This window comes from Flavobacterium sp. JP2137, assembly GCF_050562195.1.
Taxonomy (GTDB): domain Bacteria; phylum Bacteroidota; class Bacteroidia; order Flavobacteriales; family Flavobacteriaceae; genus Flavobacterium.
The window spans coordinates 842,531-865,301 of sequence record NZ_CP191647.1 but is presented as its reverse complement, the minus strand read 5'-3'; the positions used below and the strand labels follow the sequence as shown (position 1 = coordinate 865,301).

Here is a 22,771-nt window from a genome sequence, read left to right as displayed (position 1 = left end):
AAAATATATAAAAATATAGCATGGCTTGTACAAATTGTTCAACGGGAAAAGATAGTTCGGGAACACCCAAGGGGTGTAAAAATAATGGAACGTGTGGTACAGATAGTTGTAATAAACTAACGGTTTTTGACTGGTTGTCGAATATGTCGTATCCCAATGGAGACGTACCCTTTGACGCGGTTGAAGTGCGTTTTAAAAACGGGCGTAAAGACTTTTACCGCAATACGGAAAAACTCACCCTAAGCATAGGGGATATTATCGCGACAGAAGCCTCACCGGGGCATGATGTCGGTATCGTAACCTTAACCGGAGAGTTGGTTAAGGTACAGATGAAAAAGAAAAAGGTAGATGCCAAAGGCACCCTGCTAAAAATATACAGAAAAGCGACTCAAAAGGACATCGATATTTGGCAAGATGCCCGCAGTAAAGAGGATCCTATGAAAGTGAGAGCGCGTGAATTGGCCATTAAGCTCAACTTGGAAATGAAGATTTCCGACATTGAATTTCAAGGCGACGGCTCTAAGGCGACGTTTTATTATACCGCCAATGATCGCGTCGATTTTAGACAATTAATCAAGGATTTTGCACGCGAATTCAGCACGCGTATAGAGATGAAACAGGTTGGATTCCGACAAGAAGCGGCGCGCTTAGGCGGTATCGGGTCTTGTGGAAGAGAGCTGTGTTGCTCGACCTGGCTAACGGACTTTAGAAGTGTCAATACTTCCGCAGCGCGTTACCAGCAACTGTCGTTGAATCCGCAGAAATTAGCCGGACAATGCGGTAAGTTAAAGTGCTGTTTGAACTACGAACTCGACACCTATTTGGACGCCTTAAAAGGCATGCCCGATTCCGATACCAAAATCAGCACGCTTAAAGGCGATGCCTATTGTCAGAAAATAGACATTTTTAAGGGGATGATGTGGTTTGCCTATGCGAATAACTCGGCCAATTGGTATGTGTTAGCCGTGGATCAAGTAAAGGAAATCGTCGCTTTAAACAAGGCGGGAGAAAAGGCCAAGGAATTGGAAAACTACGCGATCGAACCCGAAGTAGGAGAAGAGAAAAACTTCCAAAATGCCGTGGGACAAGACAGTGTAACCCGATTTGATCAGCCTAAAAAGAAAAAGAGACCGGCTAAAAAAAGAGTGCCAAACAAGTCTAATGCACCCAATACCGCGGCACCGAATAGCAGCCAGTCCAATAAGAATCAAACGAATAACAATTCAACACATAGAAAAAATGCGCCTAAGAAATAAAACTCTTTTCGCAGCAGTGGCGTTGCTTGGCGTGCTGACTTCTTGCGATAAAAAAAGCGTTTTCGACGAGTTTCAAACCGTGGGTACCGCTTGGAATAAAGACGATATAAAGACCTTTGTCGTAGAGCAACAAGACAGCTTAAACCCGCATAATTTGTTTTTGAACGTCAGAAACAACAACAAATATCCCTTTAACAACTTGTTTGTTATCGTCAAGATGGAGCAACCCGATAAACAGGTGGTTGTAGATACCTTGGAGTTTCAAATGGCACGTGCAGACGGCACGCTTTTGGGAACGGGCTTTACCGATATCAAGGAAAGTAAATTGTGGCTAAAAGAGGGATTTACCTTTAAGCAGGCGGGAACCTATACCTTTCAAGTGCAGCAAGCGGTACGCGAATCCGGTAAGGTAGACGGCGTACAAGAACTGGAAGGCATCTCGGAAATTGGACTGAGAATTGAAAAAGCAGAATAATTAGTTGAACAGATATATGAAAAAACAAAAAGTGACAAAACCCAGTGAGTTTGGGGCTTATATTAAATGGTTTTGGATGTTGTTTGCCGGTGGAATAACGGCAATTATTCTTTTCTTCCTATTCGCCTCTTGGGGCGTTTTTGGAGCCATGCCTACTTTTGACGAACTGGAAAATCCCGCGAGTAACGTAGCGACCGAAATCATTTCGGCCGACGGCAAAACCTTGGGGAAATTCTATTTGGAAAACCGCGTTCCTGTGAAGTTTTCCGATTTGCCCGATTACTTGGTCAATGCGCTTGTAGCTACCGAAGATGAACGCTTTTACGAGCACTCCGGTATCGATGCCCGAGGTACCTTAAGAGCTTTAACCTCGGTGGGGAGCAACGGAGGAGCGAGTACCATTACACAACAATTAGCCAAATTGCTCTTCCACGGTGAGGGATCGCGAAATATCTTTGAACGCATCACGCAAAAAGCCAAGGAATGGGTGATTGCCGTTAAATTGGAACGCCAATACACCAAAGAAGAAATCATTACCATGTATTTAAACAAAGCCGACTTTGTCAACAATGCCGTTGGAATTCGCTCGGCTACACGTGTATATGTCGGTAAAGAACCCAAAGACCTTACCCTCGATGAGGCAGCAATGTTCGTAGGGATGCTTCAAAACCCATCGTATTTCAATCCGGTTAAACGCCCGGAATTGGTACAAAAAAGGCGAAATGTGGTCTTGCATCAAATGGCAAAAAGCAATTTTATAACGGAAGAAGAAAAACTTCGACTGCAAGACAAACCGATCTCCCTGCATTTTACACCGGAAAGCCATAAGGATGGAATTGCGACCTACTTTAGAGAGTATTTACGCGATTTTATGAGGCGTTGGGTTAAGGAAAATCCCAAAAAAGACGGCTCTACCTACGATATTTACCGCGATGGATTGAAGATTTATACCTCGATCGATTCCAAAATGCAACGCTATGCCGAAGAGGCGGTAACCCAGCATTTATCCAATTTACAACAAGAGTTTTTTCTACAGAATAAAACCAATAAAACCGCCCCTTTCTTAAAGCTCAACGAAGCAGAAATCGAGAGCATCGTCAATCGCGCGATGAAGAACTCCGAGCGTTGGAGACAGATGAAAGCCCAAGGAAAGTCCGAAGCAGATATCTTGGCGTCCTTTAAAAAGAAAACCGCTATGCGAATCTTTACGTGGAAAGGCGAAAGAGATACCGTGATGACTCCTAGGGATTCCATCATCTATTACAAGCACTTTTTGCAAACCGGACTGATGGCTATGGAGCCGCAAACCGGTAATATCAAAGCCTGGGTGGGTGGTATAAATTACAAGCACTTTCAATACGATCACGTAGCACAAGGAGCGCGACAAGTCGGTTCGACCTTTAAGCCCTTTGTATACGCAACCGCTATTGAGCAATTGCACTATTCGCCTTGCGATTCTATTATCGACTCCCCCTTTACCATGCCTAAGGGCAGATACGGAATTAGCCAAGATTGGTCTCCGCAAAACTCGTCGAGAACGTATAGGGGAATCATGACTTTAAAGAGCGCTTTGGCCGGTTCGGTCAATACCGTAACGGCAAAATTGATGGATAAAGTAGGGCCTAAAGCCGTAGTCGATATGACTCGCGATTTAGGAGTGAAATCCGATATACCGCAACAACCCGCAATCGCCTTAGGCGCTGTGGAAATCACCGTAAGTGATATGGTGGCTGCCTACAGTACTTTTGCCAATCAAGGGGTGTATATCAAGCCGCAATTCATCATGAGAATAGCCGATAAAAACGGGGTAGTCTTATACAATGCCGTGCCAGAAGCCAAGGATGTATTGAGCAAAGACGTGGCCTATACCGTAATCAAATTGCTAGAAGGCGTTACCGAGTCCGGATCGGGTATTCGATTGCGTACGGGTAGCGGCGGTGCCGGATACAACCGAGTAACCGGACATCCGTATAAATTTACCAATCCAATTGCCGGAAAAACCGGTACCAGCCAAAACAACAGTGATGGATGGTTTATTGGAATGGTACCGAATTTAGCAACGGGAATCTGGGTGGGTAACGAAGACCGTGCCGCCCATTTTAGAAACACCTTATACGGACAAGGGGCAACCATGGCCTTGCCTATCTGGGGAATCTTTATGAAAAAATGCTACGACGATCCCGAGCTCAAAGTGTCTAAGGGACAATTTGAACGACCGGCAAACCTGTCGATTCGAGTGGATTGCTGGAAAGCCGTAGAAGTGGAAACCGATACGGACTCCATCGAGTTAAGCACCGAGGAATTCGATTTTTAAAATAACCAAAACGCCTTTTTTTAGAGGCGTTTTTTTTATATTTTTAACCAAATTAATTAAACCAATTAGTTATGATAAATAAAAGAGTTGCAAATGTGGAAGAAGCTTTGCAAGATATTGCCGATAACGTTACTATTATGCTCGGTGGATTCGGTTTGTGCGGGATTCCCGAGAACAGTATCAACGAGTTGGTGAGAAAAAATATAAGCGGATTGACCTGCATTTCCAACAACGCGGGTGTAGATGATTTCGGATTGGGATTGCTTTTGAAAAAGAGACAGATTAAAAAGATGATTTCCTCTTATGTAGGCGAAAATGCGGAATTTGAAAGACAGATGCTGTCGGGAGAATTGGATGTCGAACTAACACCTCAGGGAACTTTGGCCGAAAAGTGTCGTGCCGCCCAAGTGGGTATACCGGCATTTTTTACTCCAGCGGGCTATGGAACGGAAGTGGCCGAAGGCAAAGAAGTGCGCGTATTCCACGGCAAACCACATATACTCGAGCAAGCTTTTGAAGCGGATTTCGCCATCGTAAAAGCTTGGAAGGGCGACGAGGCTGGCAACTTGATCTTTAAGGGCACAGCGCGTAATTTTAACGCCTGTATGGCCGGTGCGGCAAAGGTTACCATAGCGGAAGTGGAAGAACTCGTTCCAGCGGGGCAATTAGACCCCAATGAAATTCACGTACCTGGAATCTTTGTAAAGCGCATTTTCCAAGGCGAGAAATATGAAAAACGCATCGAACAACGCACTGTGCGTGCGAAGTCGTAAGCACTTTTTTGTAAACACCGCTGCTGCTTGCAAACCGCGGTCTGATAGTAGCACAACGGGAATCATTAACCATTGAATCAAAATTATGTTAGATAAAGTAGGCATCGCTAAGCGAATTGCACAAGAATTACAAGACGGATATTTCGTCAATTTAGGTATTGGAATCCCCACTTTAGTCGCCAATTACGTTCCTCACGGAATGGATGTGGAGTTTCAAAGTGAAAACGGTGTGTTGGGTATGGGGCCCTTCCCTTTTGAAGGAGAAGAGGATGCCGACTTGATCAATGCCGGTAAACAAACCATCACCGTATTGCCCGGAGGCTCTTTCTTCGATTCGGCTACGAGTTTTGGAATGATTCGGGGTAAACACGTCGATTTAACCATTTTAGGTGCCATGGAAGTCAATGAACGCGGCGATATCGCCAATTGGAAAATTCCGGGTAAAATGGTTAAAGGCATGGGAGGAGCTATGGATTTGGTGGCTTCTGCCGAAAATATCATCGTGGCGATGATGCACGTTAATAAGGCGGGCGAATCCAAAATACTCAAGGAGTGTACGCTGCCTCTAACCGGAGTGAATTGCGTCAAAAAAATCGTAACCGAACTAGCGGTGTTGGAAGTTACTGATAAGGGCTTTAAACTGTTGGAACGCGCTCCCGGTGTCAGTGTAGCAGATATCGTCAAAGCGACAGCAGCCGATTTGATCATCGAAGGGGATATTCCCGAGATGAAAATCGATTAAGACGTTTTTTAATTCACGACAAAGCCCCTTGGAGATCCCAAGGGGCTTTGTGGTTACAAGCACAGCTTTTGCCAGAAGGAGCATTTTCCCCTTTATGGAAAAACGACCGCATACGGATTAGCGGGCTAATAGCGCGTATACCGCTTTTTGACAAGCCTTGTTTACAAATCGTTGCAATCCATGCTTTGAATGGTTTGATTGGCCTGTAACAGCGATTTCATAGACTGAGTCAGTTCTGTACAGCCGTTGGCTTTGTTGACAAAAGCCTGATACACTTTTTTATAGGCATTGCAGTTGCTCGCTGTAGGGTTTAGCGAGAATTTCTCTCCTGCCGCTGCCACGTCTCTGGCTTCCTTTTCCAGGCTGCAGGCGCTTCCTCCGCCTCCGCCTCCTTCATCTGAAGAAGTGTCGTCAGAAGTACAGCTGCCAAACGAGAGGGTAACCAGCAGTAAGAGGGCTGCAAACGATGTATTTCGAAATTTTTTCATATAAAAGATATTTTGTTTTTTGACGTCTACTCTTTTTGGTTTTCGACTTCCCCGTTAGTTAAGCTTGATATAAAAACAAATTTACCGGCTCGTATTAGAGTAGACAATACCCATTATTGGGTAATCTCATTGTGGAAGTTGGGTGTAGTATTTAAGGGAGTGAGCGTTTTTAATCGCTGGATTTAGCAAGCCAAATCCAGTCAAACGCCCAACGCAACAGCGGGGTAGTCGGAAGTTGGGCTGCGTCGTTCGCGACAAGAAGTATTAGTATAGGCCTTGTTTTACAGCCAGGACAACCAGTTCAGTGGTGGATTTTGCCGTGGTTTTGCGCAGTATGTTTTTGCGGTGGGTATTGACGGTGTGTTCACTGATAAATAGCTTATGTCCGATTTCGGCCGAGGTAAACCCTTCGCAAAGGTGCTTGAGGATCTCTTTTTCGCGAATTGAAAACGTTTCTTTTTTGGGGGTAAAGGCCTTTTGATAATCCACATCGATATAGGAGGGTTCCCCTTCCAATCCGATAAAGGACAATTTGGGGTTCCCCGTGGTTTTGATGTGGCTGATGTCGGTATGTATGCCCAAGGTCTGCAATACCTTACCCTCGTCGGAGTGATTGATCGTAATTACCTGATGGAGTATGCGTATGTATTGACCGTCGGCTCTTCGAATTCGAAAATCATAGCTCACCTTGTAGTTTAAGATTTGATCGATCGCCAATTGGCTAAAAAACGCACTGACCTTTTGCTCGAAGTTTAAAAAGTAAATTACATCTTCGGGGTGCAATAAGTCCATAAAGGATGCTACGGTGATGCTTTCGGCTTCGATGCCTAAAATGGAATAAATGCTTCGGTCAACATGGATAAACTGTCCAGAAGGGAGGTCGAATATGTAGTAATAGTAAGGGCCTACATGAAAGATGGCATTGATCTTTTTAGACACATCCAGTTCTAATTGCAGCTCGTTATTCGTTGGGCTTTGACTCATTTTTTTCCAAATAGCCAAGGCGTCTTGATAGTATTTGGCGCTACTCATGTTGGTTTATAAGTTAAATTGTTGTTAGCGTAAAGTTAAAGTAAATATAATATAATTGTTGAAACCGCCATTGCTTTTCGTTTAAGTGCTTTGGTTTTATCGGTATAGCCAAGGGGAGTCTGATTGGGCTAAATGAGTAATTTTTTACAAAAAAATAGATACAAGTGCTTTTTTTTGTAATTTAATCCCAAAATGAGCAAGAGATGCCGAATTGTGATAAATATAAAATAAACGAGTAAACTTAAAAAAAACCGGAAAGTACCGCTTTGACGCGCTGAGTAAGGAGTGCTTTTTGGTTTATTCGATTGTTTAGATATTTCCTATTTTGCTGTAATACCCCCTTAAAACGAAGCCCTATGCGATTAAAATTCGAGTATCCCTTTTATTTAAAGTTGGCCTGTGTCCTGATCAGTATTGTTGTTTTGGGATATTTGGGCATTGTCGGACAAAATGTAATCGTGCCCATAGTATTGGGACTGCTTTTTGCCACCTTGCTGGTTCCGTTTTGCAGTTTCTTAGAGCGAAAGTGCCGATTTCCCCGCGCCCTAGCCGCCATAGTAGCCACGGTGCTCTTTACGGGATTAATCGTGCTGGTTTTGTACCTGTTGGCCATGCAGATGACCAAGTTAGCAGACGACTGGCCCGCCTTTCAGCAGCAATTAATCGATTCGTTTTCCAGTTTGCAATTGTGGGTACAAGAGCAGTTTGGCATTGAGCAAAACAGCCAATTGGATTATATTACCCAAACCGCATCCAAATCCATCAGCACCGGAACAGATATACTCGGAAAAGCATTGAGCTCCATATCGGGTGTGATTATGCTGTTGGTGTTTACCTTTTTATATACGCTGTTTTTACTGTTGTACCGCCGCCATCTGGTAAAATTTCTCGTTTTGGCCTTTAGGGATAAACACCAGCACCTGGTGTTGGATGTCGTGGTTCAAGTACAGGTCATGGTCAAGAGATATTTGGTGGGACTGTTGCTGCAAATGGTAATCGTCACCGTTTTAGCACTGATAGCCTACAGCATTATTGGAGTTAAATACAACTTTATGTTGGCCATACTCACGGGGGTGCTCAATGTATTGCCTTATATCGGCATTTTCATGGCCTTGGTCATTGGGGTAATCATCACCTTTGCGACCACTTCGGCCAGTCACGTGCTGTTTGTAGTCATCGCCATAGTGGTCATTCATGCCATCGACGGCAATCTGATTATGCCTAAGGTAGTGGGTTCTAAGGTTAAATTAAACTCGCTAGTGGTGATATTGGGCTTGGTCATCGGTGAGATGACTTGGGGTATTTCGGGCATGTTGCTGACCATACCGATTTTGGCAATTCTCAAAATTGTTTTTGACCGCGTCGAGGATCTGCGCCCTTGGGGCTTTTTGCTCGGCGAAGAAGACAACGAATCGCCCTTGTTTAATAAGGCGATTACCAAAATTTTCAAAAATCAGGAAAAGGCTGGCGAAGACGATAATTGCCCAGACGATTCGCCCCCGACGCCCTAGTCCCCAATCAGGAGCTGTAGGGCAATCCGGTTTGTTTGGCAAGGGCTTCGCCGCACACTCTTTTTAGCAGGGTCCAATCGGTATCCGTAGCCGCGGGCAATTGCAGTCCGCGAGCGCGAGCGGCTTCGCCATAAAACGCAGCGCGCGTTTGACGGTAGGGAGCCACCACATTGTACACCACAACTCGTTGGCTTTGGCGCTGCAAGAGCAGCTGGGAAACGTGTTTGACGACATCGTTTAAATGTACCATGTTCACCGGTAAATCCGGATTTTCAAAGGCGGCTTTTCGACATAGAAAAGTTACCGGATGACGCTCCGGACCAAATAAACCGCCCAGTCTTAATACGGTGGTTTCCCAATCGGTTTCGGCCCGAAACAGCTGCTCGGCTCTGAGCAATTGGCGGGCGCTCGCGCTATTTGTAAGTGTAGGTGTGTGCTCGGTAATCCAATCGGACTGGCAGTCGTAAACCGAAGTTGAGCTCATAAAGAAAATGCGCTTTACACCCTGGCTGCGCAAGGGCGGAAGCAGTCGTTCTAACTGGCGGTCGTAACTCAAAGCAGCCGTTTTAAAACGCGGGGGAATCGCGATGATTAAGCTGTGGCAATCCGCCAAAAAGTCGCCGAGTGTGTTTTCGTCCAAAACAGCCGCCTCCAAGTCGATGAGGTAGGCGTCTATGCCGCTTTCTTCTAAAAGGGATAATTTACTGGGAGTCGTAGTCGAACCCTTGACCTGATATCCCGCTTGTTTCAACTGCTGTGCCAGGGGGAATCCCAGCCAACCACAGCCGAGTATACTGATTGTTGTCTTCATCTTACCGCGCTTTTTAATCGATTTTACCATTTAAGCAATTCAGGCCGCGGCCACTGCGGCTATCCGATTTGCTGTACCTCGGTCTACAAGGAGGAGTAAAGATACTGGACTAGGGCATAGCATTTGCATTTCGTGGCCCAAGTTTAACGTGTTCTTAATATCGGTTTGTTTTAAATCTAGTAAATTTGAAACATGAAAAAAATAGTTTTATCGCTGTTGACGGCTACTCTTTTAATGGGGTCTTCAACGCTTTTAGCTCAGCAGGGCAATGAGCAGATCGTAGTGCCCAATCGAAAAAATGATCGGGAACAACAGCAAAAACCGTATTTGATTTTGATATCAGCAGACGGTTTTCGTCATGATTATATAGAGAAACACGGCGCCCATTTTTTGGGTGATGTCAGTAAAAAAGGCGTGCGTGCCCAAGCGTTAATTCCGTCGTTTCCGTCGGTTACCTTTCCCAATCACTACACCATAGTAACGGGTTTATACCCTTCGCACCACGGTTTGGTGGGTAACAATATATACGACCCTAAAATCGAGGAACGCTATTCGCTGCGCAACGCCAAAGCGGTTTTAGATCCTGCTTGGTATGGCGGTACGCCGATTTGGGCCTTGGCAGAACAGCAACAGTTGATGACGGCCTGTTATTATTGGCCGGGATCAGAAGCGGCAATCCAAGGGATATTGCCTTCCTATTATTATCCGTATTCCGAAAAGATAAAGATTGACGACCGCATTGCGGAAGTGGTCAAATGGTTGAGTCTACCCGAAGAAACCAGACCGCATTTAATCACGTTTTACTTTCCCGAAGTCGATCACGCCGGCCATACTTATGGTCCCGACGCTGTAGAGACCAAAGCCGCGGTGGCTTATATAGACGAGTCGATTAAGAAATTGGTACAGGCGGTGAGCAAAACCGAGCTTCCGGTCAACTATATGTTTGTCGCCGATCACGGAATGACCAACATCGATCAAAACCAATTGTTGAGCCTGCCGATTAAAATCAATCCCGAAGAACTTACCGTAGTGAGTGGCGGCGTGTATATGAGTGTATTTGTCAAAGATCAGACAAAGATCAAACAAGTGTATCAAGAGATTCTCGCGGCAAAAGCGCCGCAGTATCAGGTGTATCTAAAGTCAGCCGTACCTGAAAAGTACCACTTTGGAGCCAAGGACGATTATTTTGGCCGTATTGGCGATATCGTATTGATCGCCGATAGTCCGTATTATTTTTCCAATCAAAAGGCAAGTCCTGGAGCCCATGGTTATGACCCCTACCAATATCCCGATATGAAGGCGACATTTTTAGCGTGGGGACCACAGATCAAGGAAAATACTTTCGTCAAGGAATTTGAAAACATCCATATTTATCCGGTGATGACGAAGTTGTTAGACCTAACGAATACCAATAAAATAGACGGCGACGATCGCATGGTCAAGGAAATTCTAAAATAGAACAGCCGTGTTCGCATTCTCAAGACGCCTTTTAGCAATAAAGGGCGTTTTTTGGTTGAAAGCGGTGTCTATTCCTGTAAAAAGAATGGGTTGTTTAGAAGGTGGTTAGGGGTTTTTACGCACCAATAAGGTGTGGTCCAAATCGATATTCAAATAGCCTTGGTCGTAGACAAAATAATAAATCGCGCCCGTTTTGGTTTGATAGATACTGGTGAACAACTGGAAGTCGAAACCCTGTTGCAGCAGTTTAGAGGTGCTGATTTTGGTTTTGCCCTCTTGGTTAAAAAGGCTTAGAATGCGGTAGTTTTTCCGTAACTGATTATTGGTATTGCGCATCAGGTTATTGGAATCCTTATTCATCTTATTGTTATACGAATTCCGACAGCTGTCGTTGCAAAATTTCTTATCCTCTCGGCCAACTAATTTAGTTCCACATTCTAAGCAATTTTTCATGGTGTGCGCAATTTACTTCAATTTCTTGGTCTCATATAAATCGGTTCTACGATCTTTTTTAATTTGAACGCTTCCGTGTTCATGCAGTTCTTTTAGCAGGTTTACATCCACATCGACAATCAGGGTCATCTCTGTATTTGGGGTGGCTTCGGCCTTAATTCCATTGGTGGGAAAGGCAAAGTCCGAAGGGGTAAAAACCGCCGCTTGAGCAAATTGGATATCCATGTTGTTCACTTTGGGCAAGTTTCCAACACAACCGGCTATGGCCACATAACACTCGTTTTCGATGGCTCGCGCTTGTGCACAACTCCGCACCCGGGTATATCCGTTTTGCGTATCGGTTAAAAAGGGTACAAACAAGATGTCCATTCCCTGATCGGCGAGCAGTCGAGAAAGTTCTGGGAACTCGACATCGTAGCAAATGATAATGCCTATTTTGCCACAATCCGTGTCGAAAGTCTGGATTTTTGATCCGCCTTGCATACCCCAATAATGCACTTCATTGGGTGTAATATGGATTTTGGAATACATTTCATAGGTTCCGTCGCGCTTGCATAGAAAGCCCACGTTATACAGCGTACCGTCTATCATATACGGCATACTGCCCGTGATGATATTGATGTTGTAGGAAATGGCAAACTCTTGAAACTTTTTGCGAATAGCATCGGTAAATCGAGCGAGCTCACGTATGGCCTCGGCCTCGGACAAGTGGTTGTAATCCGCCATCAAAGGCGCGGTAAACAGTTCGGGAAACATGGCAAAATCACTTTCGTAATCCGCTACGGCATTGATAAAAAACTCGGCCTGATCAAAAAACTCCTCCAAATCGTTGAGCAATCGCATCTGCCATTGGATCAGCCCCAGTCGAACCACACTCTTTTTGGTATTGATCAGCTGTTGGGTTTTCTCGTAGAAAATATTGTTCCACTCCAGCAAAACCGCATACTCCTTGGAGTCCTTATCGCCTTCGAGATAATTGCGCATCAAGCGCACCACGTGAAAGTCGTTGCTCAATTGGAACGACATCACCGGGTCGTGAATTTCCTTGGCCCGAACTTTATCTAAATATTGTTTGGGGGTGAGTTCCTTGGAGAACTTTAAATAGTTGGGTATACGCCCAGCAAATACAATCGATTTTAAATTCAATTGCTCACAGATTTCCTTACGCGCGTCGTACAAACGGCGTCCCAAGCGCAAACCGCGGTATTTGGGATGTATAAAAACATCGATTCCGTATAGGACATCCCCATCGGGATTATGCGTAGAAAAGGTGGAATTGCCCGTAATGGATTCGTAGGTATGGGCCGACATGGCTTGGCGTTCATCGACGATTAACGACAGGGCAGAGCCCACCACGATATCGTCGACCAATACCACCAACTGACCTTCGGGAAAGGTAGCCAACAGCGCTTCGATCTCGTCTTTTATCCAATAAGAGTCTTCCATACCCTCATAAGATTCCATCATGGATTTTTTTAATTCTAAATAATCTTCTACTTGAAGATTTCGAAGTTCTACTTTATTAATAGCTGCTTCCATGCTCTTTTTTTCTTTTAAAGGTACAAAAAATCCATTTGCAAGCGGTTACAAGCAGTTACATTCGATTGTAAATGTTTTTTAACCGCTTAGTGTGAACCGCTTATAAGTGATTTGTAAACCGTAAAGGAATGTTTAACTTAAATTTAAAAACGATGAGTACATTGAGAAACAGCGTACGGCTAATTGGTCGATTGGGCAGAGACCCGGAATTCAAGGAATTCGAAAGTGGAAAAAAAATGGTCAACTTTAGCTTGGCCACCTCAGACGTGTATTACGACGACCAAGGCAATCGGGTGGAACAGACCCAATGGCACTATGTGTTGGCCTGGGGCAAATTGGCAGAGACGGTCGAAAAATTTGTTCGCAAAGGACAAGAGATCGCCGTCGAAGGCAAACTGGTATACCGCGACTATGAAACCAAGGAGGGCGTTAAAAAATCGACCACCGAAGTGGTGTTATCCGAGTTGGTATTGCTGGGAGGGAAAGAGAAATCTTAAACAAGTGGCGACCGCCGGTGTAAGGACAGAACCGAATTCGCATTGCGGGAATTCGGTTTTCTTATACGGCAAGTAAACCCGTCTATCCAACGCTTTTTACAGTAATACAGGCCGCCTGGGCGCAGATATTTGGCATTTTTAGCTAGTAGAACGCGAAATCGGATAAGCTTTATACCAAAATATTTTGGAGGTAAAACCCGCAGTGGCGTCTTTGAAACCGAACGCTAATTGCAATGAAATTTCTAGAGTGTTGGGAATTAAAGAAATATCCTTTTACCTTTGCACGGTGATAAAGATACTAGTAATAGAAGACGATACGCGTATGGCAGAATTGCTCAAGCGCGGTTTAGAAGAGCAGGCTTATGAGGTTGCCGTGGCTTATGACGGGCTTATGGGACGTAAATTGGCCTTGCAACACGACTACGACCTCATTATCACAGACGTGATTTTACCGCACATCAACGGCATAGAATTGTGTAAGGAATTAAAGAAACAATTGCCGCAAACGCCCATTATCATGCTTACCGCCTTGGGTACCACCGACGATAAAGTCGAGGGTTTTGATGCCGGAGCAGAAGATTACTTGGTCAAACCCTTTGAGTTGCGCGAGTTGCACGTTCGGGTACGGGCCTTGCTAAAGCGCTTCGAATCCAATCAAAAACCACTGCTGCACCTGTTGGCCTATGCCGATTTGGAATTGGACCTCCACGCCAAGCAATTAAAGCGGCAAGGCATAGAGATACACCTGACACCTAAGGAATTCAATTTGTTGAAATACATGATGGAAAACGCCGAGCGCGTCTTGTCTCGCACGGAAATTGCCGAGCATGTTTGGGATACCCATTTTGATACCGGTACCAATTTTATCGATGTATACATCAATTATCTACGCAAAAAAGTAGACCGAGACTTTGATCGCAAACTAATACATACCAAAGCGGGTATGGGATTTATATTGAAGGCCAATGAAAATTAAAACCCGTTTGACCATTTTGTTCACGGTGTTGGCCGTAGCAATTTTGCTCGTGTTTGCCACGGTGCTCTACTGGTCTTCGGAAAAAAGTCGCGAAAAAGAGTTCTACCTCTTGTTGCAAAAGGAAGCCATTACCAAGGCCAACCTCTTTTTGGATGCGCAGGTGTCGCCTGCAACCCTACATCAGATTTACAGCAACAACAGACAAATTTTACACGAAGTCGAAGTGGCGGTTTACGACACCAGCTTCCACTTGCTGTATCACGATGCCGTTGAAATCGACATGGTCAAGGAAACCCGAACCATGGTCGATGAAATCTACCTCAAGGGCTCTTTAAAATTCTATCAAGACCAATGGCAGGTCATCGGTCTTAAATACCATTTTAAAAACCAGGATTATATCATTACCGCTACTGCCTTCGACGAATACGGCTTTAAAAAACAAGAAAATCTTCTAAAGACCATACTGTTTATGACTTTGGTGTCGACCGTACTCATTTTTGGAGCGGGATATTTTTATTCCAATCGCGCGCTCAAACCCGTTCAAGACATCATAGACGAAGTCAATAAGATATCCGTTAGCAACCTCGATTTGCGCATCAAACCCGCTCGATATAAAGACGAATTGCATCGCTTGGGAGAAACCTTTAACGCGATGCTCGACCGCTTGGAAGATTCTTTTGACGCTCAAAAGCAGTTTGTATCCAATATCTCTCACGAATTGCGCACCCCTTTGGCAGCGATAATAGCGGAATTGGAATTGTCGCAACGGCAAGACCTCACCGCCGACGCCTATTTAAAAACCATCAACAACGCATTGACCGATTCCGAGCGCATCGTCAAATTGTCCAACAGCCTGTTGGATTTTGCCAAAGCGCATTACGACCGTTCCGAAATCGCCTTTAAGGAGATCCGCGTCGATGAGGTGTTGCTCGATGCCTGCCAGCAATTGCAACAATCCCAACCCAACTACAAAATACACCTGAACTTTCTCGATGAGCTCGATTTGGATCAATGGGTTTCCACCTACGGCAATCCCTATTTGTTGCAGGTCGCCTTTGTCAATTTACTCGAAAACGCCTGTAAGTTTTCGCACGACAACCAGTGTAGCGTATTGATATCCTGTACCCCATCGGATATCGTACTCGCGTTTTCCGATAACGGGATCGGTATAGCCGAGGCCGAATTGGAACACATCTTTACGCCCTTTTACAGAGGCAGCAAAGCCAATGCCTTTGCCGGTAACGGTATCGGACTTTCCCTAACCCAAAAAATTGTCAGCTTACACCACGGACAAATTAGTGTGGTGTCTCAAGCGAACGAGGGTACCACCTTCACCATCATCCTTCCCCACCTCTAGTCTCTAATGAGATTCTAATTTTTTTCTAAGAGCTTTCTAACAGGCCCTCTTTTGTGTATCCTATACATTTGCAACATCAAAAAAAAAAAACCAAACATGGAAGCAGATCCCAATAGGACGAAATTTAATTAGTAAGTCAAAAGCATAACGAAGTTGTGTTTTTGATGAAACACAAAAAAGAGAGTTATGGTAATTACAGAATTTATTTTCCGATTGACATTGGCGTTTATATTGGGAACCTTAGTGGGTGCAGAACGCCAATTTAGACAAAAGAGCGCAGGGCTTAGAACCAATACGCTTGTCGCTGTGGGAGCAGCTAGTTTTATACTCCTTTCCCTTTCCCTTACCGGGGTGGAGGGCGACCCCTCTCGGGTAGCCGGACAAATCGTTACCGGTATCGGTTTCCTCGGAGCCGGGGTCATCATGAAATCCGGTATGAGCATACGTGGACTCAATACAGCCGCTACGATTTGGTGCTCGGCCGCGGTGGGTTCCCTATCCGGTGCCGGACTCTGGCAACAAGCCGTTTTCCTAACCTTAATCATCGTGTTTATCCACGTTTCTATGCGCGCCTTGGGCAACCGCATCAATCGCATGTCCTTTGCCAAGGTCGATTCGACCGAACCGCTATACCAACTGATAGTCGGATGCAAAGAACAGGTGGAAAACCACGTGCGGGTGCTGATGTTGAGCGCCCTAAAAAGCGAACCCAACCTGCAACTGCGCTCGCTCAAAAGCAGCGACAACGGCGATCCCACCTATTCGTATCTCACCTCAGAAATTCTAGCCAACGGCAAAAACGACGAAATGATGGAGCAAATTGCCCGCAGACTTTCCTTGGAATACGGCGTCTCAGAAGTGAGCTGGGAGGTAATTAGCCATGTTAATGAATAAAAAGCGAGGCCATGCAGACTATAAAAACAAGTACTCGAGCAACAGTGATGGGACAGCCTGCGGGGAGCCAAGTCGATCATCTGTTTCAAATTGTCCCCGTATTAAAGAAAATGCCCGTAAGGGAAATCAGCGATGTGTTGGTCGGGGTAGATAATGCCGTATTGATGCGACTTTTTAAGGAATTTACCACCGAAATACAAGCCGCGATATTTACGCATTTCAATCTGGTCAAACAATTGTCTTACTTCCAATTCATCCCGAAGCAGCAGTTTTCCGAACTGTTCGACAACATGTCTTCCCAGCAACGACACGATTGGTTTACCGTGTTGACCGAGCAGGAACAAATCGAATTACTGCCTTATGTCGTACCGCGAATCGGAGAAACATTAACCGCGTGGAGCACCTATAAGTCTCGAAAAGCGTGTAAAAAAGGAAAGCTATTATGAAACCCATTCAAAAATTCAAATGCTGCAACAGCAGCTATTCCAACCATAAAATCAAAAACCATTTTATCACCAAAAACTGTATTACAATGATTAGAAAACTACTGGTTGTAGGATTGTGCTTTTTGTTTGCCTTTTGCAAGCAAAAACCCATTTTAGAAGAGGAATCGCCCTTTCAAGTCACCGATAAGCGTATCACGTTAAGGGAAGATTCTAACATTAAGACGAGAATTAAAACGGCTAAAGTCAGCCAAGAAGCGTTTAGTTTTCAGTTGGTAACCGCCGGAGTAGTCAAGGCTATTCCCAATAATTTTGCGGAGATAGCCCCGCCATTTGCCGGGAGAATCCAAAAGTCGTTTGTGCGAGTTGGCCAACGGGTACAAGTGGGAACACCGCTGTTTGAAATCAGCTCCCCGGACTATTTTGAAGCGCAAAAAGAGTATTTAGACGCTAGACAAGAGTTTAAACAAGCCGAGCTCCACTTGAAGAGACAGCGCGATTTGTTGGCAAACGGCGTGGGAATTCAGCAAGAGGTGGAAGAAGCCGAAACCGAATTTATCACGAGTAAAGCGGCCCTAACACAGGCCAGTGCTGCCTTGAAAATTTTTAGTGTAGAACCCAAAAAAGTAGTGCTGGGACAACCGCTAATCGTGCGAGCACCTATAGCGGGAGAAATTATTGACAACACCATCGTTTTGGGCCAATACATCAAGGAGGATGCCGAACCCATTGCCATTATTGCAGCCTTGGAGAAAGTGTGGATAGTCGGAAAAGTCAAAGAAAAAGACTTAAACCATTTAAACAAAATGCATCAGGTCAACATCGAATTATCCGCCTATCCCGGCGAAAAGCTCGTGGGTAAAATTCACCACATCAACGAAATTGTTGACGAGGAAACCCGCAGCGTCGAAGTGTTGGTCGAAGTAGACAATCAAGACCGCCGATTCAAACCCGGTATGTATGTCAACGTTCATTTTATCGACCAACCCGAGCAAGTCATCTTTATACCGACTAAGGCCTTGATGCAAGATGAGGAGAGCTCTTTTGTATACGTCAAGAAAGGCCCGGATCAATACCAACGCACCGACGTTGTGAGCGCGGGAAGTTCGGGCGATAGAACCATAATTATTCAAGGCTTGACTGCCGATGCTGAAGTAATCAGCGAAGGGGGTATTTACCTGTTGCAAGCCAAATAAAAAAATCTACAGCAAACGATGAAAAATTTAATGAAAACAATTATAGAAAAAAGAGGCTTAGTCATCGCCCTATTTCTTTTGTTGGGGATCTTCGGTTACTTTTCCTGGAAGCAATTGTCTATCGAGGCCTATCCCGATATTGCGGATGTCACCTCGCAAGTAGTTACTCAGGTTCCCGGCTTGGCCGCCGAAGAGATGGAGTTGCAAATAACCATTCCCATCGAACGGGCCCTCAACGGTATGCCGGGTATGCACGTTATGCGCAGCAACAGTACCTTTGGACTGTCGATGATTACCATCGTTTTTAACGACGGGGTCGACGACTACTTTGCCCGACAACGCATACAAGAACGCTTAAACGACGTGGAATTGCCCTATGATGCCGTTCCCGAATTGGATCCCTTAACCTCGCCTATCGGGGAGGTATACCGCTATATAATCGAAGGGGAAGGCTATAGTCTGCGCGAGCTGACAGACATTCAGAACTTTACCATTATCCCCAAAATCAACCAAATTTCAGGTGTGGCTGAGGTGACCAACTTCGGTGGAATCACCACGCAGTTTCAGATTGAACTGGATCCGCGTAAGCTGGAACAATACGGCCTGTCGCTGAGCGACGTGACCGAGACCGTCGAAGAAAACAACGTCAATGCCGGAGGGAGTGTACTCACACGAGGCGATTTGGGCTATGTAGTGCGCGGAATCGGACTGATTAAAAATCTGGAAGACCTCGGTAGAATCGTTGTCAAAGCAGACGACGGCGTACCGGTATTCCTAAACGATTTGGGCAAGCTGAAATACGGAAATATCGAGCGCAAAGGCGTCTTGGGATACACCGATTGCGAGCGAAACTATTCCGACGGTATTCAGGGAATTGTCTTGCTGCTAAAGGGACAAAATCCATCCGAAGTCTTGGAAGGCGTCCATAGAGCCGTAGCGGAATTAAACGATCAAATCCTGCCCGAAGGCGTAAAGATACACACCTTTCTAGACCGAACCGACCTGGTGGATACCACCCTAAATACCGTTTCGAGAACCCTGATAGAAGGAATCGGATTGGTGATTATAGTACTGATTATTTTCCTGGGCAATTGGAGAGGAGCACTTTTAGTGGCGATTACCATTCCCATGTCGCTGTTAATCGCCTTTATCCTGATGCATTTTACCAATATACCGGCCAACCTGCTTTCCTTAGGAGCCATAGATTTTGGTATTATCGTCGACGGGGCCATAGTGATGATGGAGAGTATTTTAAAGAAGCGGGAGGAGAATCCCGAAGACGAATTGCGAGAAAAATCCATCGCCGATCGGGCAAAGCAAGTGGCCAAGCCCATCTTTTTTGCCACGCTCATTATCATCACGGCTTATTTACCGCTATTTGCCTTTGAACGCGTAGAGAAAAAACTCTTTACACCGATGGCTTTTACCGTGGGTTATGCCCTCTTAGGGGCCTTGGCTGTGGCCCTATTCCTGATTCCGGGTTTGGCCTATGTCGTATACAGGAAACCCCGTAAAATGTACCACAACCGTTGGTTGGAAAAACTTACTGTTGCCTACCACAAACGGGTGATAAAAGTAGTGGAAAAACCCAAACAGGTCTTTGTACCGCTACTGATTATTCTGGTGCTCACAGTCGGACTAACCATGCGTGTGGGTAAAGACTTTTTACCGCCCTTAGACGAGGGATCCATCTGGTTGCAAGTGCAACTGCCACCGGGAATTTCCATAGAGAAATCCAAGGAGATGAGCGATACCCTGCGCGCGCGGACCATGAAGTACGACGAGGTAACCTATATGATGGTACAGGCGGGGCGAAACGATGATGGAACCGATCCTTTTACCCCCTCGCACTACGAGTGCTCCATCGGGCTAAAACCCTATTCCGAATGGCCGAGTGGAAAAACCAAAAACGACCTTATCGAAGAGTTGTCGGCAGAGTATAAAACCCTACCGGGTTATGTAGTGGGGTTTGCACAACCGATGATCGACGGCGTTATGGACAAGATTTCCGGTGCGCACAGCGAATTGGTAGTCAAGGTATACGGAGAGGATTTTCACGAGACCCGACGCATCGCCAATGAGGTGATGAAAACCCTGGAAACAGTAGAGGGAGCCGTGGATTTGGGAATCGATCAAGAACCGCCCTTGCCACAGCTACAAATCCATGCCGATCGCGAGAAGATTGCCCAATTTGGACTCAACGTTTCCGATGTGGCCGAATTGATCGAAATCGCCATAGGCGGTAAGGCCATCTCCCAGGTGTTTATCGGCAATAAAGTATACGAAATCAGCTGCCGTTACAGCGAAGAGAGCCGTGATACCCCGGAGAAAATCGCCAATCTCATGCTGACCTCCAGCACTGGTGCCAAGATCCCGCTGTCGCAAGTGGCCGAGGTGAAGACCAGCACTGGAGAAAGTACCATCACCCGAGAGATGAACAGACGCCACCTCACGGTAAAACTCAACGTGAGAAACCGCGACCTGGGCTCCTTGTTAAAAGATGCACAGCAGAAAATCGAACAGCAAGTCCAGTACGATCACGAGCGTTTTCGCGTGGAATGGGGCGGACAATTTGAAAATCAAAACCGCGCGTATCAACGACTGGGAATAATCGTGCCGCTAACCCTGTGTCTGATGTTTATACTCTTATACGGAGCTTTTGGAAAATTCAGACAAGCGGGCTTGTTGATGATCGTAGTGCCCTTGGCGCTCTTCGGCGGAATGTTGGCCTTAAACGTGCGAGGCATGAGCTTAAACGTGTCTTCTGCCGTGGGTTTCATCGCCCTATTTGGGGTGGCCATTCAAAACGGTGTCATCATGATTTCGCATATCAACCAGCAACGCAAAAAGCACAAACCGCTGAAAGAATCGGTTTTAATCGGAGCCAAGGAGCGTTTTAGACCGGTGTTGATGACGGCCACAGTTGCCGTACTGGGCTTGTTTCCCGCTTCTCTAGCAACGGGAATCGGATCCGATGTACAACGTCCGTTGGCGACGGTTATCGTATACGGTCTTTTGTTTGCCACCCTATTAACCCTTTTCGTCTTACCAGCGCTTTATTATTTGGTAGAGAAGAAGTGGGGAAGCGAAGAAGATTTTGTAACAACAAAAAAAGTAGAAGAATAAAGGGATTTGGATAAGGGGCGGCGACCGCTTTGCGTCGCCGCTCCTTATAAAAACACTGGAATTCTTAAAGTAAAAAGTATCTACGTATGAAAAATAAATGGATTTCCCTGCTGATAACCGGTCTTTTGCTGGTTGGGGGCGCTCAAAGTGCTGGGGCACAAGTGCAGCCTGCCACCACCCAGACGCAAAAAATCTACTATCCCGATTTTTTAAATCGAGTAGGGACACATAATTTGGGGTATTTAGCCGAAAAATACAACCTGAGTATAGCCGAAGCCGAAGTGGAAGCCGCCAAGGCATTTCCCAATCCGGAACTGAGTTTTGGCTGGACCGATAACGGCGAGCGACGCATGGAAATGGGCTACGGCTTTGAAGCCGAACTCAGCTGGGATTTAGAACTCGGCGGCAAGCGAAAAGCCCGCAAACTGCTGGCGGGTAGCCAGCGTGTACTCGCCACCTTGGAACTGCAAAACCACTTCCACGAATTGCGCGCCGACGCGACCGTCGCTTTTTTGGAAGCCCTGCAAAACAAAATGCTCGTCGCGGTGAAACAAGACTCCTACGAGTCGATGAAGCAAATTTCCAAATCCGATAGCATTCGCTTTTCGCTGGGACAAATCAGCAAGGTCGAATCGGTACAAAGCCGTTTGGAAACCAAGTCGATGAAGAACGAATTGGCAGAGGCAGAAAACGAGTGGACAAACAGCTTGTTAGACCTTAAACAATGGTTTGCCGTTGAAAAAAGCGATTCGCTATTTGTACCCGAGGGCGATTGGGAAAAATTTGATCGACTGTTTGATTTGCAAGAATTGATTCAGACCGCGCGCCAACAGCGAACGGATTACTTAGTCGCCAAACAAACCCTCGCGGTATCCAGTCACGAAGTGCGCTTGGCGCGCGCCGAACGGGTCGTCGATCTGGGACTGAGCCTAGGGGTCGAAAGCAATTCCTTTGCGCGCAATGCCGTGGCGCCTACGCCGGGAAATACCGCTGTAAAAGCCGGTATATCCGTGCCCCTGAAATTTTCCAACAAAAAGGAGTCGGGATTGAAAAACGCGATTTACGAGCAGCAAAAAACCGAATTGGAATACCGCAATGTCGAATTGGAATTGGAGAAGGAAATTGCACAAGCACTCCATACTTATCTGACCAAGCAAAAGCAAATACAGCTTTTTGAAGGCAGTATGTTGCAGGAAGCCAAAGAGGTTTTGGACGGCATCACCTACAGCTATCAACGAGGCGCTAGCAGCCTATTGGAAGTTTTAAACGCACAGCGAACCTATAATGAAACGCGTGAGGCTTATGTCGAAGCGCGCTTTGATTATGCCGTGGCCTTGGTAGAACTCGAAAAAGCAGTGGGTATTTGGGATATTGAATTTTAAATAACCAAGCGGTCAAATCGCTGCTCAGGCTGATGGGACTTCAGTTGT

The 22,771-nt window shown here is 45.7% G+C and carries 19 protein-coding genes and 1 pseudogene; 15 read left to right on the top strand and 5 right to left on the bottom strand.

Going from position 1 to position 22,771, the window contains the following annotated elements; all coding sequences use genetic code 11:
* Positions 1-20: 20 nt before the first annotated feature.
* From ACQZ43_RS03795 to ACQZ43_RS03775, 5 genes and pseudogenes are all read left to right on the top strand, one after another.
* Positions 21-1,253: pseudogene (locus tag ACQZ43_RS03795) on the top strand (PSP1 domain-containing protein); the annotation flags it as partial.
* Complete coding sequence (locus ACQZ43_RS03790) at positions 1,240-1,731, top strand: gliding motility lipoprotein GldH (protein ID WP_430614565.1); 492 nt, start codon at positions 1,240-1,242, stop codon at positions 1,729-1,731. The pseudogene ACQZ43_RS03795 and the gene ACQZ43_RS03790, both read left to right, overlap by 14 nt.
* 16 nt (positions 1,732-1,747) lie before the next feature.
* Positions 1,748-4,045: a transglycosylase domain-containing protein gene (locus ACQZ43_RS03785; protein WP_430614564.1), complete on the top strand. Its 2,298-nt coding sequence runs from the start codon at positions 1,748-1,750 to the stop codon at positions 4,043-4,045.
* 71 nt (positions 4,046-4,116) lie between these two features.
* Complete coding sequence (locus tag ACQZ43_RS03780; RefSeq protein WP_430614563.1) at positions 4,117-4,818, top strand: CoA transferase subunit A; 702 nt, start codon at positions 4,117-4,119, stop codon at positions 4,816-4,818.
* An 85-nt stretch (positions 4,819-4,903) separates the two neighbouring features.
* On the top strand, positions 4,904-5,560 hold the full coding sequence (locus tag ACQZ43_RS03775; RefSeq protein ID WP_430614561.1) for a CoA transferase subunit B: 657 nt from the start codon (positions 4,904-4,906) through the stop codon (positions 5,558-5,560).
* 161 nt (positions 5,561-5,721) lie between these two features.
* Here the strand turns inward: ACQZ43_RS03775 and ACQZ43_RS03770 are convergent, their stop codons facing one another.
* Both ACQZ43_RS03770 and ACQZ43_RS03765 read right to left on the bottom strand, forming a co-directional pair.
* The gene (locus ACQZ43_RS03770) at positions 5,722-6,048 is read right to left on the bottom strand and encodes a hypothetical protein (protein WP_430614560.1); all 327 of its coding nucleotides are present in this window, start codon (positions 6,046-6,048) and stop codon (positions 5,722-5,724) included.
* 264 nt (positions 6,049-6,312) lie between these two features.
* Positions 6,313-7,080 carry a LuxR C-terminal-related transcriptional regulator gene (locus tag ACQZ43_RS03765; protein ID WP_430614558.1) on the bottom strand — a complete coding sequence of 256 codons (768 nt, stop codon included), beginning with the start codon at positions 7,078-7,080 and terminating at the stop codon, positions 6,313-6,315.
* A 356-nt stretch (positions 7,081-7,436) separates the two neighbouring features.
* Between ACQZ43_RS03765 and ACQZ43_RS03760 the strand changes: the two genes are divergently transcribed.
* Positions 7,437-8,591 carry an AI-2E family transporter gene (locus tag ACQZ43_RS03760; RefSeq protein WP_430614557.1) on the top strand — a complete coding sequence of 385 codons (1,155 nt, stop codon included), beginning with the start codon at positions 7,437-7,439 and terminating at the stop codon, positions 8,589-8,591.
* A gap of 7 nt (positions 8,592-8,598) precedes the next feature.
* Here the strand turns inward: ACQZ43_RS03760 and ACQZ43_RS03755 are convergent, their stop codons facing one another.
* On the bottom strand, positions 8,599-9,402 hold the full coding sequence (locus tag ACQZ43_RS03755) for an SDR family oxidoreductase (RefSeq protein ID WP_430614555.1): 804 nt from the start codon (positions 9,400-9,402) through the stop codon (positions 8,599-8,601).
* 192 nt (positions 9,403-9,594) lie between these two features.
* Here ACQZ43_RS03755 and ACQZ43_RS03750 point away from each other — a divergent pair, with 192 nt between their 5' ends.
* Positions 9,595-10,860 (top strand): ectonucleotide pyrophosphatase/phosphodiesterase, encoded by a 1,266-nt coding sequence (locus tag ACQZ43_RS03750; protein WP_430614554.1) that lies wholly within the window; start codon positions 9,595-9,597, stop codon positions 10,858-10,860.
* A 105-nt stretch (positions 10,861-10,965) separates the two neighbouring features.
* On the opposite strand, the gene ACQZ43_RS03745 is transcribed toward ACQZ43_RS03750, so the two are convergent.
* Together ACQZ43_RS03745 and ACQZ43_RS03740 are read right to left on the bottom strand one after the other, a co-directional pair.
* The gene (locus ACQZ43_RS03745) at positions 10,966-11,313 is read right to left on the bottom strand and encodes a hypothetical protein (protein ID WP_430614553.1); all 348 of its coding nucleotides are present in this window, start codon (positions 11,311-11,313) and stop codon (positions 10,966-10,968) included.
* Between the two features lie 12 nt (positions 11,314-11,325).
* Positions 11,326-12,852 (bottom strand): GNAT family N-acetyltransferase, encoded by a 1,527-nt coding sequence (locus ACQZ43_RS03740; protein WP_430614552.1) that lies wholly within the window; start codon positions 12,850-12,852, stop codon positions 11,326-11,328.
* Positions 12,853-13,004: 152 nt separating this feature from the next.
* Between ACQZ43_RS03740 and ACQZ43_RS03735 the strand changes: the two genes are divergently transcribed.
* The 8 genes from ACQZ43_RS03735 (at position 13,005) to ACQZ43_RS03700 (ending at position 22,723) form a co-directional block, all read left to right on the top strand.
* On the top strand, positions 13,005-13,349 hold the full coding sequence (locus tag ACQZ43_RS03735) for a single-stranded DNA-binding protein (protein ID WP_430614550.1): 345 nt from the start codon (positions 13,005-13,007) through the stop codon (positions 13,347-13,349).
* A gap of 286 nt (positions 13,350-13,635) precedes the next feature.
* Positions 13,636-14,325 (top strand): response regulator transcription factor, encoded by a 690-nt coding sequence (locus ACQZ43_RS03730; RefSeq protein WP_430614548.1) that lies wholly within the window; start codon positions 13,636-13,638, stop codon positions 14,323-14,325.
* Entirely contained in the window at positions 14,315-15,682 is a 1,368-nt protein-coding gene (locus tag ACQZ43_RS03725; RefSeq protein WP_430614547.1) for a HAMP domain-containing sensor histidine kinase, read from the top strand. Before ACQZ43_RS03730 ends, ACQZ43_RS03725 begins: the two co-directional genes overlap by 11 nt.
* Positions 15,683-15,868: 186 nt before the next feature.
* Positions 15,869-16,576 (top strand): MgtC/SapB family protein, encoded by a 708-nt coding sequence (locus tag ACQZ43_RS03720; protein ID WP_430614546.1) that lies wholly within the window; start codon positions 15,869-15,871, stop codon positions 16,574-16,576.
* Between the two features lie 11 nt (positions 16,577-16,587).
* Complete coding sequence (locus ACQZ43_RS03715) at positions 16,588-17,022, top strand: magnesium transporter MgtE N-terminal domain-containing protein (RefSeq protein WP_430614545.1); 435 nt, start codon at positions 16,588-16,590, stop codon at positions 17,020-17,022.
* The gene (locus ACQZ43_RS03710; protein ID WP_430614544.1) at positions 17,019-18,215 is read left to right on the top strand and encodes an efflux RND transporter periplasmic adaptor subunit; all 1,197 of its coding nucleotides are present in this window, start codon (positions 17,019-17,021) and stop codon (positions 18,213-18,215) included. The genes ACQZ43_RS03715 and ACQZ43_RS03710 overlap by 4 nt, the downstream gene beginning before the upstream one ends.
* Positions 18,216-18,233: 18 nt before the next feature.
* Positions 18,234-21,341, top strand: coding sequence for an efflux RND transporter permease subunit (locus tag ACQZ43_RS03705; RefSeq protein WP_430614543.1), 3,108 nt, complete (start codon positions 18,234-18,236; stop codon positions 21,339-21,341).
* 86 nt (positions 21,342-21,427) lie between these two features.
* Positions 21,428-22,723, top strand: a complete 1,296-nt coding sequence (locus ACQZ43_RS03700; RefSeq protein WP_430614542.1) for a TolC family protein — start codon at positions 21,428-21,430, stop codon at positions 22,721-22,723.
* Positions 22,724-22,771: the final 48 nt, after the last annotated feature.

Excerpts from the sequence above, each read along its gene's own strand:
- ACQZ43_RS03790 (WP_430614565.1), top strand. The coding sequence starts at position 1,240 with ATGCGCCTAAGAAATAAAACTCTTTTCGCAGCAGTGGCGTTGCTTGGC.
- ACQZ43_RS03785 (WP_430614564.1), top strand. The coding sequence starts at position 1,748 with ATGAAAAAACAAAAAGTGACAAAACCCAGTGAGTTTGGGGCTTATATT.
- ACQZ43_RS03780 (WP_430614563.1), top strand. The coding sequence starts at position 4,117 with ATGATAAATAAAAGAGTTGCAAATGTGGAAGAAGCTTTGCAAGATATT.
- ACQZ43_RS03775 (WP_430614561.1), top strand. The coding sequence starts at position 4,904 with ATGTTAGATAAAGTAGGCATCGCTAAGCGAATTGCACAAGAATTACAA.
- ACQZ43_RS03770 (WP_430614560.1), bottom strand. The coding sequence starts at position 6,048 with ATGAAAAAATTTCGAAATACATCGTTTGCAGCCCTCTTACTGCTGGTT.
- ACQZ43_RS03765 (WP_430614558.1), bottom strand. The coding sequence starts at position 7,080 with ATGAGTAGCGCCAAATACTATCAAGACGCCTTGGCTATTTGGAAAAAA.
- ACQZ43_RS03760 (WP_430614557.1), top strand. The coding sequence starts at position 7,437 with ATGCGATTAAAATTCGAGTATCCCTTTTATTTAAAGTTGGCCTGTGTC.
- ACQZ43_RS03755 (WP_430614555.1), bottom strand. The coding sequence starts at position 9,402 with ATGAAGACAACAATCAGTATACTCGGCTGTGGTTGGCTGGGATTCCCC.
- ACQZ43_RS03750 (WP_430614554.1), top strand. The coding sequence starts at position 9,595 with ATGAAAAAAATAGTTTTATCGCTGTTGACGGCTACTCTTTTAATGGGG.
- ACQZ43_RS03745 (WP_430614553.1), bottom strand. The coding sequence starts at position 11,313 with ATGAAAAATTGCTTAGAATGTGGAACTAAATTAGTTGGCCGAGAGGAT.
- ACQZ43_RS03740 (WP_430614552.1), bottom strand. The coding sequence starts at position 12,852 with ATGGAAGCAGCTATTAATAAAGTAGAACTTCGAAATCTTCAAGTAGAA.
- ACQZ43_RS03735 (WP_430614550.1), top strand. The coding sequence starts at position 13,005 with ATGAGTACATTGAGAAACAGCGTACGGCTAATTGGTCGATTGGGCAGA.
- ACQZ43_RS03725 (WP_430614547.1), top strand. The coding sequence starts at position 14,315 with ATGAAAATTAAAACCCGTTTGACCATTTTGTTCACGGTGTTGGCCGTA.
- ACQZ43_RS03720 (WP_430614546.1), top strand. The coding sequence starts at position 15,869 with ATGGTAATTACAGAATTTATTTTCCGATTGACATTGGCGTTTATATTG.
- ACQZ43_RS03715 (WP_430614545.1), top strand. The coding sequence starts at position 16,588 with ATGCAGACTATAAAAACAAGTACTCGAGCAACAGTGATGGGACAGCCT.
- ACQZ43_RS03710 (WP_430614544.1), top strand. The coding sequence starts at position 17,019 with ATGAAACCCATTCAAAAATTCAAATGCTGCAACAGCAGCTATTCCAAC.
- ACQZ43_RS03705 (WP_430614543.1), top strand. The coding sequence starts at position 18,234 with ATGAAAAATTTAATGAAAACAATTATAGAAAAAAGAGGCTTAGTCATC.
- ACQZ43_RS03700 (WP_430614542.1), top strand. The coding sequence starts at position 21,428 with ATGAAAAATAAATGGATTTCCCTGCTGATAACCGGTCTTTTGCTGGTT.